The organism is Microcystis sp. M179S2 (assembly GCF_020245805.1).
In the GTDB taxonomy this organism is placed as follows: domain Bacteria; phylum Cyanobacteriota; class Cyanobacteriia; order Cyanobacteriales; family Microcystaceae; genus Microcystis; species Microcystis aeruginosa.
Genome location: NZ_JADBUE010000141.1, coordinates 26,647 through 45,890, shown reverse-complemented (window position 1 = coordinate 45,890; position 19,244 = coordinate 26,647). Strand labels below are relative to the sequence as shown.

The window sequence follows — 19,244 nt, the reverse complement described above, 5'->3', positions numbered from 1 at the left end:
CACTTCTTAATATTCAATTAATAATTTTTACTAATTTATTGCTCCCACAGTAGTTTCTACAATGAAGATTTTTCGTCAAAACATCCCAGGGAATGTAAAAATTTGTAAAAGTATATGGAGATGTGCAGAATGTCGGTTAATATGCTATGATGTCGAGGCTCAGAACAATTGTGAACAAGCGACAGAAACCTCGACCTTAGCCCTAGGCGGGTTTCCTGTAGTTCGTATAGCAATAATCCCACTCGTCAGAGACGGGAATTATCGCTTTAAGGGAACTGGGAACGGGGAAAAAAGCATTGTACCCCATGACTCTGAATACCGCCATCAACTACTATTTAGGGAAAAGGTTAAGTAGTCGGACATAAATTCTGTTGTCTATCTTAAGAAATGTAAATTGCCGCAATTCTTACTGACTCCTGACTTGAAAGTGGCAAGTGGCAAGTGGGGAGAATACACAAAAGCTGTCTCCTGTCTCCTGACTCCTGACTCCTTACCCTACAGTTAACTTTACTTTTGTCCAACTACTTAGAACAGCAATGGAAGCACATCTGGTTTCAATAGATTACCAAATTCGGCAACTTCAAGAAATAGATCCAGTAACTACTCTATTTGGTAATGTAAGTCAGAATAAAACCGGGGAGCAAGATAGCGTTATTGAAGTTATCTCTACAGATTTACAGGAAAAAATCAACAGTTTAACGGCAAACAATTCCGTTAATAAATTAGCATTTTATCTGGCTGTTGTCCAAGTTTTAATGTTTAAATATACTGCTCAAGTCGAGTTTGCCACGGCTACAGGAGCTTTGAATACAGAAAAATTAGAGAGCCTGATATTCTGCCGATTCAATCAACAGAATTTTAGTTCATTTAAAGATTTACTAAGAATCATTCGTAAAGATTTACAAGAAGGATATCGCCATCAAAACTATACTCTGGATAGTTTGGTCAAAACCTTGGCAGCAAGAGGAGGAAATCTAGAGAATATTTTTGACGTTGCTGTGATCAAAGAAGGGCTGTGCGCCGACATTTCTTCCTTAAATCGGTTTCAATTAGTTTTTGCCATAGCAGCGGATGATAGTGGTGTTTCTGTCACTTTTATTAAAGATAAATTTCCCAGAGATTTTGTCGAGAGAATGCTAGGACATTACCGGAAAATCTTAGAAACAGTGACGAGTAATCCCGATATATATTTATCAGAAATTGATATATTAACGACAAAAGAACGAGAACAATTGCTGAGAGATTGGAATGATACGGCCATTCAATATCCTGAAAAGCAATGGATTCATCAGCTATTTGAAGAGCAAGCCAAACTTTACCCTGAGAGAGTGGCGGTCATTTTTGAAAATCAAGAATTAACTTATCAAGAATTAAATGAAAAAGCCAATCAACTTGGTCATTATCTACAAAAATTAGGAGTAAAACCAGAGGAATTAGTAGGAATTTATCTAGAGCGTTCCTTAGAAATGGTAGTAGGATTATTGGCTGTTTTGAAGGCCGGAGGAGCTTACGTCCCCTTAGATCCTAATTATCCTCAAGAACGCCTAAGTTATCTATTAGAAGATACTGGGGTAAAAGTGATCATTACTGCGGAATCGCTGCGGGGATTGTTGGCGGAATACCGGGGAATTGTTGTTGCTTTGGATACAGATTGGCCAGCAATTTCTCAAGAAAGTCAGAACAATTGTGACAGTGGCGTAACGGGGGAAAATTTAGCCTATGTTATTTATACTTCGGGATCCACAGGTAAGCCTAAAGGCGTAATGAATAATCATAAGGGGATTAGGAATCGTTTGTTGTGGATGCAGGATACTTATCAGTTAACTAAGAGTGATGGCATTTTACAAAAAACCCCTTTTAGTTTTGATGTTTCAGTCTGGGAATTCTTTTGGCCCTTATTAGCCGGTGCAACCCTAGTGGTAGCTAAACCAGAAGGTCATAAAGATAGTACCTATTTAATACAATTGATCCAAAAGCAGCAAATCACTACCCTTCATTTTGTCCCCTCAATGTTGCGAGTGTTTCTGCAAGAACCAGAGCTAAAAGAATGTAGTTCTCTCAAGCGGGTTTTCTGTAGTGGGGAAGCTTTGTCATTAGAGTTAACACAACGCTTTTTTGAGCATTTTGACTGTGAACTTCACAACCTCTACGGTCCGACTGAGGCGGCGATTGATGTGACTTACTGGCCCTGTTTGCCGGAGAATCAAAAAGCTCTAGTGAGTATTGGTCAACCAATTGCCAATACTCAGATTTATATTCTTAATCCGGATTTACAACCAGTTCCTATAGGAATTGTGGGAGAATTACACATTGGTGGCATAGGTTTAGCTCGTGGATACCTCAATCGTCCCGAATTGACGGCCGAGAAATTTATCCCTAATCCTTTTGCTAAGGTCGAAGGAGAAATAGGGGGAGAAATTAGGGCAAAATTATATAAGACGGGAGATTTAGCCCGGTATTTACCCGATGGAAATATTGAATTTTTGGGGCGTATTGACCATCAAGTTAAGATTCGAGGTTTCCGGATTGAGCTTGGGGAAATTGAAACTATACTCAGTGAACATCCAGCAGTTGAGCAAGCGGTAGTCATTGCATCGGAGACAGAAACAGGGAGTAAAACACTAATTGCTTATGTTGTGGGTCAGTCTCAAGAGGGGGAACTCTTGGCGACTTCAGAAAAAGGGCAATTATTCGATGAGCAAATCGAGCAATGGCAAAGCCTCTATAACCAAATTTACAGCCAAACATCGGCAGATTCTGAGGGTATATTTAATATTGTTGGCTGGAATAGTAGTTACACGGGGGAACCTATCCCAGTTGCTCAGATGCGAGAATGGCTAGATGATAAAGTTAAGGTTATTCTCGCTCAACAACCTAAAAAAGTTCTGGAAATAGGTTGTGGAACCGGGTTAATATTATTCCAAGTTGCTCCCCATTGCCAGTGTTATTGGGGAACCGATATTTCATCAGTAGCCTTAGACGATATTCAGCGAATTAATCAAGAAGGGCCTCAGCTAGAGCAAGTCAGGCTATTGCATAGCACAGCCGATAATTTTGAGGGTTTGGAGTCAGAAGGATTCGATACAATTATCCTTAACTCGGTTGTGCAGTATTTCCCCCATATAGATTACTTACTGAGGGTTTTAGAGGGAGCTATCAAGGTACTAACTCCGGGGGGGTGTATTTTCCTTGGAGATGTGCGAAACTTGCAACTCATGGAAGCTTTTCACGCTGATGTAGAACTTTATAAGGCTAACCCTGAAGATTCGATTAAGGATTTTAAACAGCGAGTACAGAGAAAAATTGAGCAAGAAAATGAATTATTTATTGACCCAGATTTTTTTAGAGCAATTCAGTCCTATTTTCCTCAGATTACTGAAGTCGAGATTCATCTAGAGAGAGGTCAACACCACAACGAATTAACTCAATTCCGTTATAATGTTGTTCTGCGGATTGAAACGATTCTGGATTTTAGCACCGACTTTCCAGAATTAAACTGGACTGAACAGCAGCTGACTTTATCTGAGGCAAGAAATCAACTGGGGAAATCTGAGGGGTTAAGGGTGATAGGTGTCCCTAATTCTCGCTTGTTCAGACCTTTAAAAAGTGCGGAATTGTTGAGGAATTCTCAAGACTTGGGGACGACCGAGGAATTTCAAGCCATTAAATCGGACATTATACCAGAAAATGCCGTAGAACCTGAAGATTTTTCGGCTTTAGCTGAGGATTTATCCCTTTCGGTTTGGGTAACTTGGTCGGATACTCCAGACCGTTACGATGTGATTTTTGCCCCGCTGGAAAATTCCCGTAGAAATTACATCGCTTTTACCCCCACCCACACCGCAAAACCTGAATGGCAACTTTATGCAAATCACCCTTTAAGGTCTAAGTTAAACAGTAAACTGATTCCCCAACTGCGGAGTTATCTGCAAAACCAACTCCCAGAATACATGATACCTCATGCCTTTGTGCAATTGGATGCTATTCCTCTGACAAATAGTGGAAAAATTGACCGTCGCGCCCTACCCTCTCCAAGCTATAACAGTTTAAGGAATTCGGAGAATTTTGTCGCACCTTGTACCCCTCTTGAGGAAATTTTAGCACTGATTTGGGCTGAAGTTTTGGGCATCGAAGAGGTTGGTATTCACGATAATTTTTTTGAACTTGGGGGGGATTCGATTCGGGGAATACAAGTGATCGCTAAGGCGCGACAAATGGGTTTTCATTTTTCCTTACCCCAATTATTGCAACATCAAACCATTCAAGAATTGGCCAATTGCGTTAGCTATGAAATTGATACTTTAGGGACTGAAAAAACGGAAGTTTTTAGTTTAATTTCTCAAGAAGTTCGCCTCAATTTACCGGAGGAAGTGGAGGATGCTTATCCTCTAACTGCTCTACAATTGGGGATGATATTTCATAGTGAATATCAGGGGAATCTATCGGTGTACCATGATGTGTTTACCTATCATATTCGTGCTGATTTTAGTTTTCCCGCTTTACATAGTGCTATTCAGGAGATTGTCCAGCGGCATCCGGTATTACGAACCAGTTTCGCACTCTTTGAATATCAGGAACCCCTACAATTAGTTCACCGACAAATCGATGTTCCTTTAGGATTAGATGACCTAACCCATCTATCTACTTCTGAACAAGACACGGCTATTGATGATTGGATTGAGCGGGAAAAAATCTGCACTTTTGACTGGAATAGTCCTCCTTTATTTCGCTTTCATCTCCATCGCCGCAGTCAGGATAACTTTAACCTAACTTTCAGTTTTCATCACTCTATTTTAGATGGTTGGAGTGTGGCTTCGTTGCTCACAGAATTGTTACAGCAGTATCTCTACCTTCTCGACAAAAAAGTTCTCCCTCTCTCTCCACCTCCCGCTCTCAGTTTTAGGGATTTTGTTGCCTTAGAAAAGAAAACTATTCAATCGCCAGAATGCCAGAATTATTGGCAAGAAAAACTCAGAGATGTGACGCTGACTAAACTTCCTCAGTGGTCGAAATCTAATCAAGTTAATCAAGATTGGGATTGGTTAGTTCCTATATCTAGTCAGGTATCTCAGGGATTAAAACAACTCGGTAAACAAGTGGGAGTCCCCCTAAAAAGTGTTTTATTGGCGGCTCATTTTCGGGTATTAAGTTTACTGAATAATCAGAGGGATATTGTTACGGGTTTAGTCTCTAATGGACGGTTAGAAGCAGCCGATGGGGAAAAGATATTAGGTTTATTTTTGAATACTTTGCCCCTACGTTTAGAGTTATCTGGAGGCCCTTGGAGCGATTTAGTTAAGCAAGCTTTTGATGTTGAAAGAGAATGCTTATCTTGGCGAAGATATCCCCTCGCTGAGTTACAAAAATCAGGTCAACCTTTGTTTGATACGGCTTTTAATTTTATTCATTTCCATGTTTATCAAGGTATCATCGGGGTGAAAGATTTAGAGGTCTTAGGAGGGAAGTTTTTTAATCAAACTAATTTTACATTGTTAGCTAATTTTAGTCTTCATCCCCTTTCATCTCAAATAGAACTTACCCTTAAATATGATGGGAATTATCTAGGGGAAAAGCAGATGGAGTTAATCGGAGGATACTACGAGAAAACTCTCATCGCTATGGCAACGGAAGGGTTAGAACGTTATGAAACTTGTTGTTTACTTTCTGAGCAAGAACAACATCAATTATTAAAAGAATGGAATGATACTGAGGTTCACTATCCGGATGGGTGTATTCATCAATTGTTTGAGGAGCAAGTTAAGCGCAGTCCTGATGCGATCGCTATTATTACAGAAAATGAACAATTAACCTACCGTCAATTAAACGAAAAAGCGAATCAATTAGGGCATTATTTAGGCAAAAAAGGGGTAAAAACGGAGTCTTTGGTGGGAATTTGCCTAGAACGGACCCCTGAGATGGTTATAGGGTTATTAGCTATTCTCAAAGCAGGGGGAGCTTATGTACCTTTAGATCCAGCTTATCCAACTGAACGCCTCAATGTTATCTTAGAAGATGCTCAAGTTTCCTTGTTGCTAACACAAGCAAAATTAGTAGAGAAATTAGGGAATTATCCAGGGAATCTGGTGATATTAGAGGCAGAAGCCAGAAATATAGCCCTAGAAAGTCCCGAAAACCTCTCTTTACCCGTAAGTTCCAGTAATACCGCTTATGTGATTTATACCTCCGGTTCAACGGGGAAACCAAAAGGGGTTGTCATTGAGCATCACAGCACCACAACCTTACTGAATTGGTCCAAGGAAGTCTTTAGCAGTGAGGAATTAGCGGGGGTTTTGGGAGCTACTTCTATTTGTTTTGATTTGTCAGTATTTGAACTATTTTTGCCCTTGGCTGTGGGGGGTAAGATTATTCTGGCCCAGAATGTTCTAGATTTGCCTAGTTTAAGTGCAGCCAAAGAGGTAACATTAATTAATACCGTACCTACAGCGATCGCTCAACTGCTGGAAATTGAGGCGATACCTGAGACTGTGCAAACGGTAAACCTCGCCGGAGAAGCTTTGTCTAATCAATTGGTCCAGAAGCTTTACCAGCAGGAGAACATTAAGAATGTTTATAATCTCTACGGTCCGTCAGAAGATACCACTTATTCCACTTTTAGCTTAGTGCCTAAAGGACACCATGGACAACCGAGTATCGGCCGGCCTATTGCCAATACTCAAGTTTATATTCTGGACTCTTTTAAGCAACCGGTTCCTCTAGGAACTATTGGTGATTTATATATCGGGGGTAAAGGGTTAGCTCGATGTTATCTGAATCAACCTGAATTAACCGCCGAGAAATTTATCTCCAATCCGTTTAGTAATGAACCCAATGCCAAACTCTATAAAACAGGAGATTTAGCCCGATATTTACCCGATGGAAATATTGATTTTTTGGGGCGGGGTGATAATCAGGTAAAATTGCGGGGTTTCCGTATTGAATTAGGAGAAATTGAGGCAACTCTAGGGACTTATCCCCAAGTTAAGCAAAAGGTGGTGAAGGTTTGGGAAGACTCCTATCGGAATAAGAGGTTAGTCGCTTATCTAGTAGGAGAAAATGGCCCGATAAATACTGAGGATTTGCGTCGTTTCTTGGGACAGAAATTGCCAGAGTATATGATTCCGGCTCTTTTTGTCTCCTTAGAAGCTCTCCCTCTGACTCCCAATGGAAAAATTGACCGTTCCAGTTTACCCCTCCCTGAGATACCTTGGACATCTGAGCAGGATTTTGTCCCCCCGCATACTCAGAAAGAAAAGATTTTGGCCAGTATTTGGCAAGATGTTCTCAGAATTAAACAAGTGAGTCGTTATGACCGCTTTTTTGAAGTTGGGGGCGATTCTATTCTCAGTATTCAGGTTGTCGCTCGCGCTCGTCAAGCCGGGTTGAAGATTACCCCTAAACAGATATTTGAATATCCTACTCTTGCTGAACTAGCTACAGTTGCCGATTATTCCACAGCCGAATTAGCTAAACAGGGTTTAGTGACGGGTATTGTGCCTCTCACTCCCATTCAACTGTGGTTTTTTGAGCAAAATCGCGCTGAAATGCACCACTTTAATCAGTCTGTCCTCTTAGAAGTTCCCCGTCACCTGAAAGCTGATTTGTTAGCTCAATCTCTGAGAAAATTAATTGAACATCATGACGCTTTGCGGTTACGGTTTACTGTGGAGGAAGGACAATGGCAACAAGTTAATGAAGGAATGCCGGAGGAAGTACCTTTTGAAGTGATTGATTTGTCTTCTATTCCTCAATCTCAGCAAAGGGAAACTCTCTTAGCAATGGCAACAACTCAACAGGCAAGTTTAAACCTCTCTACTGGACTATTAATCAAGGCGGTACTATTGGAATTGGCACCCTATCAACCCAGTCGGTTACTGATTATTATTCATCACTTGGGGGTTGATGGTGTATCTTGGCGAATTTTGTTAGAAGATTTATTGATGACTTATCAACAGCTAGAAAGGGGGGAGAATGTAGAACTTCCACCTAAAACCATAGCCTTTCAGGATTGGGCGCTTCTCTTGAGGGATTATGGACAAGGGGAAAAAGCGAAAGAGCCATTAGACTATTGGTTAACTCAACCTTGGTTAGAGGCGAGAAATTTACCTGTAGATGACGAGGCTGGAAAACAATACAATACAGTAGCGACGGCAAATGATGTCACGGTGACTCTAGATGAAGAACAAACCCGCACCCTCTTGCAAAAAGTCCCCGCTGCCTATAACACTCAAATTAATGAGGTTTTGTTAACCGCTTTAGCGGAAACTTTGACAGAATGGACAGAAAATTTGACCATATCTCTTGATTTAGAAGGACACGGACGAGAAGATTTGTTCAGTGAGGTTGACTTATCGAGGACGGTAGGTTGGTTTACCAGTCTTTTTCCGGTTATTTTGCGACTCCCCCCCGAAAATCACCCCGGTGAGCGGCTCAAATCTATTAAAGAACAGTTACGAGCTATTCCTCACAGGGGAATTGGCTATGGAATTTCGCGATATTTGAGTGATGATGCTGATATTAAGTCTCAATTAGCTGAAATTCCTGCCAGAGAAGTTTTGTTTAATTATTTAGGTCAATTTGAGCAAGGACAATTGCAAAAAGGGGATTGGAAATTAGCGGATGAGTCTAAGGGGCCCAATCACAGTCTTAAGGGACATCGTAGTCATTTATTAGAGATTACGGCCAGAGTTATCGAGGGACAGTTACAAGTAAACTGGACTTATAGCGATCTCATCTATGAACGTTCGACGGTAGAATATTTAGGGCGCAGCTATAAAGAAGCTTTGCTGAAATTGATTGAGCATTGTTTATCTCCTGATGCTGGGGGTTACACTCCCTCAGATTTTCCAGTAGCGCACTTGAATCAACAGGAATTAGACGATATTCTGGCAGAAATTGACTAATAAGGAGAATCTTTCATGGCAGACACAAAAAATCAACCCGCCAAAAATGTGGAGTCTATTTATCCTCTTTCCCCCATGCAGGAAGGGATGCTCTTTCATAGTCTTTATACTCCTGATTCAGGGATTTATTGTAGTCAAACTCTAATTACTCTGGAGGGAGAAATTAACCTTGCAGTTTTTAGGCAAGCGTGGGAAAAAGTTGTAGAGCGTCACTCGGTATTAAGGACTCTATTTCTTTGGGAAAAACGGGAAAAACCTCTGCAAATTGTGCGAAAAAAGGTTGATTTGCCTTGGGATTATCAAGATTGGCGCAATCTTTCCCCCACAGAGCAACAACAACGTTTAGATTTATTGTTAGAAACAGAGCGTCAACAAGGGTTTGAACTCAAAGTTGCTCCTTTAATGCGTTGCTTGATGATTCAACTATCGGACCAAACTTATAAATTCCTCTGCAATCATCATCATATTATTCTGGATGGTTGGAGTATGCCTATTATTTATCAAGAAGTTTTAGGGTTTTATGAGGCAGGTATTCAAGGGAAAAGTTATCATCTTCCTTTGCCGCGTCCTTATCAAGATTATATTGTTTGGTTACAGGAGCAAAACCCATCTATTGCTGAGAGTTTTTGGCAGCGAACTCTTGAAGGGTTTATGACTCCCACCCCCCTGAGGGTGGACAGACTCCAGTTAATGAAATCTGAAGGTAAGCCGACTTATAAAGAGTATAACTGTCATTTATCGGCTTCTCACTCCAAAGACCTGCAATCTTTGGCGCAAAAGCATAATCTGACCTTATCTACTCTAGTACAGGCCGCTTGGGCGATTCTTCTCAGTCGCTATAGTGGGGAGTCAGAAGTTTTATTTGGGGTTACGGTTTCTGGTCGCCCTCATGATTTATCAGGGGTAGAACATAGGGTAGGATTATTTATTAATACATTGCCGCTGCGAGTCTCCATCAGAGAATCAGATTTATTGCTATCTTGGTTACAGGAATTACAGCAAAAGCAAGCAGAAATTCAGGATTATGCTTATGTTTCTCTGGCTGAAATACAGAGATTAAGTGATATTCCACCGGGGGTTCCCCTGTTTGAGAGTTTGGTCGTTTTTGAGAATTATCCTAGAGAAGCGTTATCGAGAGATTCTCGTCAATCCTTAAGGGTTAAGGATGTGGAGAATTTTGAGGAAACTAATTATCCTTTGACGGTGGTTGCTATTCCTAAAGAGGAGTTACTGATTCAGTTAGTCTATGATACTAGCCGTTTTACTCAGGATACGATTGAACGGATGGCAGCACATTTACAGACTATTTTAACAGGGATTGTTACTGATACTCGGCAACGGGTAACACAATTACCTATATTGACAACACAAGAGCAACATCAGTTATTAGTAGAGTGGAACAATACCGAGGCAGATTATCCTTTAGATAAGTCTTTACATCAATTATTTGAGGAACAAGTTGCACAGAATCCGCAGGGAATAGCGGTTATTTTTGAAGGACAAAAATTAACCTATCAACAGTTAAATAACCGGGGCAATCAGTTAGCTCACTGTTTACGAGATAAGGGTGTAGGTCCAGAAAGTTTGGTCGGGATTTTTATGGAGCGTTCCCTAGGGATGGTCATCGGTTTATTAGGGATATTAAAAGCCGGGGGAGCTTATGTACCTTTAGCTCCGGATTATCCTACCGAGCGCTTGGGGGATATCCTCTCAGATTCGGGGGTTTCTTTGGTGTTAACTCAGGAATCTTTAGGGGATTTTCTTCCCCAAACTGAGGCCGAGTTACTGTGTTTAGATAGGGATTGGGAAAAGATAGCTACCTATAGTCCAGAAAATCCCTTCAATCTAACGACTCCTGAGAATTTAGCCTATGTTATTTATACATCAGGTTCAACGGGAAAACCCAAAGGCGTGATGAATATTCATAGAGGAATTTGTAATACTCTGACATATACTATTGGTCATTATAATATTACCTCTGAAGACCGCATTCTCCAAATTATTTCCTTGAGTTTTGATGGTTCAGTCTGGGAAATTTTTTCGTCTTTAATATCTGGTGCTTCTCTAGTCGTGGCTAAACCTGACGGGTATAAAGATATAGATTATTTAATAGATTTAATTGTGCAAGAACAAGTAACTTATTTCACTTGTGTTCCCTCAATATTGCGAGTTTTTCTGCAACATCCCAAGAGCAAATATTGCCACTGTTTAAAACGAGTAATTGTCGGGGGAGAAGCCTTATCTTATGAACTCAATCAACGATTTTTTCAGCAGTTAAACTGTGAATTATATAACGCTTATGGACCAACAGAAGTAGCGGTTGAGACTACTATCTGGTGCTGTCAGCCAAATTCCCAAATTTCTATTGGAACTCCCATTGCTAATGCCCAGATTTACATTCTCGACAGTTATCTCCAACCGGTTCCTATTGGTGTTGCTGGAGAATTACATATTGGTGGAATGGGTTTAGCGCGTGGATATCTCAATCGTCTGGAATTAACTCAAGAAAAATTTATTTCTAACCCTTTTGCTGAGGGGAAATTATATAAAACCGGAGATTTAGCTCGCTATCTTCCTGAGGGCAATATTGAATATTTAGGGCGGATTGATAATCAAGTTAAGCTGAGAGGTTTACGCATTGAATTAGGAGAAATTCAGACGGTTTTAGAAACTCATCCCAACGTTGAACAAACTGTTGTGATTATGCGGGAAGATACCTTATATAATCAACGGTTAGTTGCTTATGTAATCAGAAAAAATTCTTTATTAACTCCTCAGGAGCTACGCCGTTTCTTACAGCAGCAACTCCCCGCTTATATGGTCCCTTCTGCCTTTGTAATGTTGTCGGATTTTCCCTTAAATAACAATGGCAAGATAGACAGGAAAAAATTACCTATCCCCGATGAGACATCAATTATTGAATCTGCTTATATAGCCCCAAGAAATGAAAAAGAAAGCCTCTTAGCTCAGATTTGGCAAGATGTTCTTCAGGTATCCAAAATAGGGGTTAGTGACAACTTCTTTGAGTTAGGAGGACATAGCTTAAAAGCTATTTCTCTAGTGAGTAAAATTCAGGAAAAGTTAGGGCAATCTTTGCCCATTAAACAAGTATTTGCCCATCCTACCATTGCTGAACAAGCAGCATTATTAAGCACTGTTACCCCTCTGACGGTAGCCACTATTCCCCTTGTATCTGCACAGGAAACCTACGAAACATCCCATGCTCAGAGACGTTTCTATGTCTTGCAACAGATGGATATCAATAATGTAGCTTATCATATTGTTTCCACCCTCAAAATAGCAGGAGATTTTAGCCCAGATGTCTTTGAAAAAGCCATACAATTATTGATTTCCCGTCATGAATCCCTGCGGACATCTTTCATTTTAATTAACGGTGAACCACAACAGAACATCCTGCAAAATCGTCCTTTTGATTGGGAATTTAAAGACTGGACAAATAAACCTGATGAAGAAATCCTAGAAACGATTGCAAAAGAGAGAAAACCGTTTGACTTAGAGAAAAGTCCCCTGGTGCGCTCTAAGATTTATAAACTATCTCCGAATGAATATATTTTAGAGTTAGAAATTCATCATATTATCTGTGATGGTTGGTCAATGAGTTTGTTAGCTAAAGAATGCTTACAATACTACTCTGATTTAGCCAAAGGATTACAGCCTAGTATAGAGCCATTGCCGATACAATATAAAGATTATGCAGGATGGCAAAATAATCTTTTAAGAAGCGAAAATAATCCCAAAAACCTAGATTACTGGCGGCAAAAACTGGACAATGGACAACTGACCAGAGTTCACTTACCGACAGACTTTAAACGTCCCCAAATAAAGACGTTTAAGGGTTCTCATTTAAGCTGGACATTTGACCGAGAAACGATTTCTAAATTAAGAAAAATTTGTCAAGAAAACGAAATAACCCTATTCATGGCATTGGTAGCGGCTGTAAAAATATTACTGTATCGCTACAGTGGTCAACATGATATTACTATTGGTACAGAAATCGCCACCAGAAGCCATCCTCAACTGCAATCTCTAATCGGTTTATTTCTCAATACCTTAGTTATTCGTGACCAAATTGAACCCGAAAAAGGCTACAAAAATCTACTCGCAAAGGTTCGTCAAACCGTTACCGAAGCCTTAGAACATTCCGATTATCCCTTTGATATTTTAGTAGAAAAATTAGCTGTTTCTAGAGAAATTAACCGCACTCCCTTGTTTGATATATTAGTCCTTCTGCAAAATTTTGATCAACCTGTAGGCTTGGAAAATATACAAATAAAATCTCTAGATTCCCTGACCCCGACCAGTAAGTTTGATCTATCTTTTGTGTTTAGTGAAGATCAGGAAAAACTCAGATTAGAGCTAATTTATAACACCGACTTATTCCAAGAGGAGAGGATGAAAAAATGTCTCATTCACTTCGATAAACTCTTGAATGAAATGCTATCTAACCCCGCCCAACCAGTCAAAGACATTTCTTTGTTATCGGCAGCAGAAACCGCTTTTATTGCCAATTTTATCAATCCTATTCCTCGCTTAGAAACCCGTACTATTATCCATGATTTTATTGACCAAGTTGCAGCCAAACCAGAGAAAACATCGATAATTTATCCTGGGGGTAAATTTAGCTATCAAGAATTACATGAACTAACTAACTTTTGGGCTTATGCCTTAAAAGAATTAGGCGTGGAAAAAGACAAGGTTTGTGGTGTTCTCCTAGAGGGAGATTATCGTCAGTTAATCGCTATGCTGGCAGTATTTAAAGCTGGAGGAATCTATTTACCTTTACGTTTAGATGAACCAGAGGAGCGCCGGCAACGCATGATGATTAAAACTAGCCCCGAAATTATCTTAGTTGCGGCTGAGAATTTAGAGGGGATTAAACCCCAACTATCCGCATTAGAAAAACCGCCTCATATCTTAGTGGTTAAGGCTCATAAAATTCAGCAATATCATCAGTGGAATGGCATGGATTATCAAGAGTTTCCTTGCCAATTAAGCAAACTGCAACCCCTTCTAGCTATGCCGGATGCTGATGATTCTAATTATATTATGTTTACTTCTGGCTCAACCGGTGAACCTAAAGCAATTTTAGGCAGTCACGGCAGCTTACGTCATTTCATTGATTGGGAAAAACGGGAATTTGGCATTAATGAAAGTTGGCGCTGTTTACAAATTGCTCAAATTAATTTTGATGCTTATTTGAGGGAAACCTGTGTGACTTTATGCTCAGGGGGAACTCTGTATATTCCAGAGAGTACAGAGCGAGAAGACTTAGAGCTTTTATTACTGCGAATAGGAGAATGGAAAATTAACTTACTACACACTGTCCCCTCGGTAATGCGTCTATTTTTAAAGATGGGGCGTGGTTTAGTTAATGCACATAATCTCCTGAAAAGTTTGCGAATTTTTGTCTTAGGAGGAGAGCCTTTATTTGTGAAAGAACTGGCTGAATGGCATCAAATTTTTGGCTCTCAGACAGAATTTGTGAATATTTATGGGGCAAGTGAAACTACATTTGTTAAGCATTTTTATCGAATTCCTAACCCTAATAATATTCCCTATGAACGGGTTCCGGGTGGTCAAACTTTGCCAGATGCCGCTTATGCAGTGGTTGATGGAAATCGCGCCAGGGCAATAGGAGAAGTAGGAGAAGTGTTCGTTAAATCCCCCTATTTAACCAAAGGTTATTATCAAGATGAAAGCTTAACTCATTCAGTTTTTGTGCCTAATCCTTTGAATGGGGGGAGGGATATAGTTTATCGTACTGGAGACTTAGGCAGACTGCTTCCTGATCTAACTTTAGAAGTAATAGGACGCAGTGACAATCAAATTAAATTAAATGGGGTACGGATTGAATTAGGAGAGATTGAAGATGTCCTCAGTGGGATTGAGGGAGTAGAAAAAGCCTTAGTTATGGCTAATAAAAAGGAGGAATTAGTAACCGTAATTGCTTATTATCAAGCAGAGGATACAGTTCATCAGGAATATATTCGAGGTAAATTAAAGCAACTCTTACCGATTTATATGCAGCCTAGCTTTTTAATGCGGTTAGAAGCTTTTCCCTTGTTACCCAATGGAAAAATTCATCGTCTAGCTTTGCCAAAACCCGAAGAAAATATTACTGACTCAACTAACCAAGTCCCAGATTTTAATCCACAAGAAGCTTTATTAGCTTCCCTTTGGGGTGAGTTATTAGAAGCAGAAGTTAGTAACAGTAATCAGTCATTTTTTGAACTAGGAGGAAACAGTCTAAAGGCGATGCGCTTAGTGTCACAAATCCGTAATCAATTTGGGGTTTCCCTCCGATTACGGGAAATTTTTACCCATAATACTTTAAAAGAACAAGCTGTATTAATTCAATCCCGACAAAAACGATGATCAACTTACCACAATCTGACTCAATTAACCCACTGGAAAAACAAAAATATTACCAAGTCTCTCACGGTCAAAGAAGGCTTTGGATTTTGCAGCATATCAGCGAATCTTCTAGTGCTTATAATATTAGGCTTGCCATGAGAATTAATGGCAAGTTAGATGTTTCTATATTAACAGCAGCCTTTCAAGAACTGGTGAACCGTCATGAAATTCTCAGAACCACTTTTACCAGTGTTGGGGGCAATATTAAGCAAGTTATTCATGAGCAAATACCCACAGAACAGTTAATCATTTTTAAAGATTTAAGAGCAGAAAAAGATGCTGAACTCTTGGCAGATGATTTAATTCAAGAGTCGGCAAATTTACCTTTTAGTTTAGAAAAGTTGCCCCTTATTCGGGTCTTATTGGTGCAGATTAAGTCAGAAGAATTTATCTTTGGTTTGACTGTCCATCATATTATTGGAGATGCACAATCACTTGATATTATCTTTCAAGAGTTCTTTACATTATACTCTGCTTATAGTCAACAAAAAAAAGCTGAATTACCCCCTCTTACTCTACAGTATAAAGATTATGCGGCATGGCAAAATCAGTGGTTAGAAAGTGAAGAAGTTAGAGAACAACATGAGTATTGGTGTGAGGTTTTTACCGAACATCCCCCTATCTTAAACTTACCGATAGACTTCCCTCGACCTCAAGTAAAATCTTCTCAAGCGGCTTCCTACACTTATCAATTTAGTGAGAGTCTTAGCCAACAATTACAAACCTTTGCAACTGGAAATCAGACGACTCTATTTATTACCCTACTGACCTTCTTTAAAATATTACTCTACCGCCACACCGGCCAGCGTGATTTAGTAGTTGGTATCCCTATTTCAGCACGAAATCATCCTGATTTAGAAAACCAGATCGGGTTTTATGTTAACACCTTGGCTTTGAGATCTTTATTACCAGAGGGAGTAACTTTTAAGCAAGTCTTAGGGGAAGTAACTAACACCTGTCTTGATGCCTATGAATATCGTGATTATCCTTTTGATAAATTAGTATCCGCTCTCAATTTAGAACGTGATTTGTCCAGAAATCCCTTATTTGATGTCATGTTTTCTTTACTGGGTAAAGAAAGCAAAACCGTCTTAAAAATTCCTGGTTTGGAACATCAACCCTATCCCTTAAAACCACGCATGGCTCAATTTGATATGACTTGGAGCTTCTTTGAAGATAGTCATAATCTTACATTAGCTATTGAATATGAGCCAGATTTATTTTTGCCTGAAACTATCGCCAGAATGAACGGTCACTTTTTACAAATTATTGAAAGTGTAATTCAGAATCCCGATTGTAAATTATCTGAGATTAATTTATTAACCCCTGAAGAACGGCATCAATTACTAATAGAGTGGAATCAAACCGAAGTCGCTTATTCTCAACAGTGTCTGCACCATTTATTTGAAGAAAAAGTTAGAGATAATTCCGAGGCAATAGCTCTTATTTTTGAGGGCAAAAAATTGACCTATCGAGAGTTAAATAGTCGAGCTAATCAAGTCGGTCACTATTTACAAGAAAAAGGCGTAACTTCAGAAGTTTTAGTGGGGATTTTTATTGAGCGTTCTTTTGAGATGATCATCGGAATATTGGGAATTATGAAAGCTGGGGGAGCTTATGTTCCTTTGGATCCTAATTATCCCCCTGAGCGCTTGGATTATATGATATCTGATTCGGCGATTTCTCTGTTGTTAACTCAGCAATCTTTAGTTCAATCTCTGCCCGAAAATCAAGCCGAAATACTGTGTTTAGATACAGATTGGTTAAAGATAGCTAATTATAGTCAAGAGAATTTGACCTCTCCAGTTAAACCAGAAAATTTAGCTTATGTTATATACACTTCGGGTTCAACGGGAAAACCTAAAGGTGTGATGAATATTCATCAAGGAATTTGCAATACTCTAAAATACAATATTGACAATTATAATCTTAACTCTGAAGATCGCATTCTCCAAATTACTCCCTTTAGTTTTGATGTTTCAGTTTGGGAAGTTTTCTCATCTTTAACATCTGGTGCTACCCTAGTCGTGGCTAAACCTGACGGGTATAAAGATATAGATTATTTAATAGATTTAATTGTGCAAGAACAAGTAACTTGTTTCACTTGTGTTCCCTCAATATTGCGAGTTTTTCTGCAACATCCTAAGCTCAAAGATTGTCACTGTTTAAAACGAGTAATTGCCGGGGGAGAAGCCTTATCTTATGAACTCAATCAACGATTTTTTCAGCAGTTAAACTGTGAATTATATAACGCTTATGGACCAACAGAAGCCGCCGTTGATGCTACTGTCTGGTGCTGTCAGCCAAATTCCCAGTTAATTCCTATTGGACGTCCCATTGCTAATGCCCAAGTTTATATTCTCGATAGTTATCTCCAACCAGTTCCTATTGGTGTTGCTGGAGAATTACATATTGGTGGAATGGGTTTAGCGCGTGGATATCTCAACCAATCTGAATTAACGGCTGAAAAATTTATTCCTCATCCTTTTGCTCAGGGGAAATTATATAAAACGGGAGATTTAGCTCGCTATCTTCCTGATGGAAACATTGAATATTTAGGGCGGATTGACAATCAAGTTAAGCTGAGAGGTTTCCGCATTGAATTAGGAGAAATTCAGACGGTTTTAGAAACTCATCCTAACGTTGAACAGGCTGTTGTGATTATGCGGGAAGATACCTTATATAATCAACGGTTAGTTGCTTATGTAATCAGAAAAGATACTTTATTAACTTCCCAAGATTTGCGTCGTTTCTTACAGCAGAAATTACCCGTTTACATGATCCCTTCTGCCTTTGCCATGTTGTCGGATTTTCCCTTAAATCCTAATGGGAAAATAGACGTTCATAAATTGCCTATACCGGATGAAACTTCTCTAGTTGAATCACCCTATTTAGCCCCCCGCAATTCAACGGAAACTATCTTAGTAAGCCTTTGGCAACAACTTCTACAAGCTGGCAAGATAGGGGTTAATGATAACTTCTTTGAGTTGGGGGGTCATTCCTTACAAGCTATGAATCTTATGGCTTTAATTTATGAAAAAATGGCCATAGAAATTCCTTTATCAATGATTTATGAAAAGCCAACAGTCGCCGAATTAAGCGATTATATTATCTATGCTCAGGAGATGAATATTCAACCGAAAGAACGCCCGTATGTGGTGTTTAATAAGGAGCAAGAAAAGGCCGTCTTTTTATTTCCACCCGCCCTTGGTTTCGCTGCTGCTTATGCCAATTTAGCAGAGTATCTAAGGAATTATGCTATTTATACTTTCCGGTATATTAGCGATGAATTAATGTTAAAAAAATACGCTGAATTAATTGAGGATTTGGCTCAGAATCAAGATATAAAATTAATGGGACATTCCGCCGGCGGATTTTTAGCGATGTTAATGGCGCAACAATTAGAAAGTCGAGGGAGAGTTGTTTCTGATGTCATTTTACTGGATACTTACAGAGGAGGACGTGAGGCTAAAAAAGCTGATATGTCAGAGATTCAAGAAGGGGTTGATGCTTTCTTATTAAATCCCAAACGTCAGGAATTAAGAGGTTACTTTTTAGAAAATCAAAAACTCCGTGATCGCACTTATCATCAAGTGTGGGAATACTTTAATTTTCTTTGGAATTCTGACTTAAAAAATGTACAAATTCAAGGGACCATTCATTTGATTCGTGCTGAGGGAAACTATGAAGCTCAAGATGATTGGACACAAGCAACAAAAGGAGAAAGAATCAATCATTATGCCACTGGTATTCATCGTGAAATGATTGATCCTCCTTATCTTCCAAAAAACGCTCTGATTATTAATAGTATTCTCAACCCAAAACAGTCGTAACCGTTGAGGGGGGGGGACGAAATCGGGCAATCTGAGAGACATGGATGAGCAGTACCTAGGGTCTGCTGAAAAAGTT

General features: G+C 39.5%; 3 protein-coding genes. All 3 read left to right on the top strand.

The annotated features are described in order from the left end of the window. Positions 1–536: 536 nt before the first annotated feature. From IM500_RS08405 to IM500_RS08395, 3 genes are read left to right on the top strand one after another with little or no spacing between them, the layout of a single operon-like run. Complete coding sequence (locus tag IM500_RS08405; protein ID WP_287738114.1) at positions 537–8,900, top strand: non-ribosomal peptide synthetase; 8,364 nt, start codon at positions 537–539, stop codon at positions 8,898–8,900. Between the two features lie 15 nt (positions 8,901–8,915). After that, the gene (locus IM500_RS08400) at positions 8,916–15,296 is read left to right on the top strand and encodes a non-ribosomal peptide synthetase (RefSeq protein ID WP_287738113.1); all 6,381 of its coding nucleotides are present in this window, start codon (positions 8,916–8,918) and stop codon (positions 15,294–15,296) included. Further along, positions 15,293–19,168 carry a non-ribosomal peptide synthetase gene (locus IM500_RS08395; RefSeq protein WP_190723013.1) on the top strand — a complete coding sequence of 1,292 codons (3,876 nt, stop codon included), beginning with the start codon at positions 15,293–15,295 and terminating at the stop codon, positions 19,166–19,168. Before IM500_RS08400 ends, IM500_RS08395 begins: the two co-directional genes overlap by 4 nt. Positions 19,169–19,244: the final 76 nt, after the last annotated feature.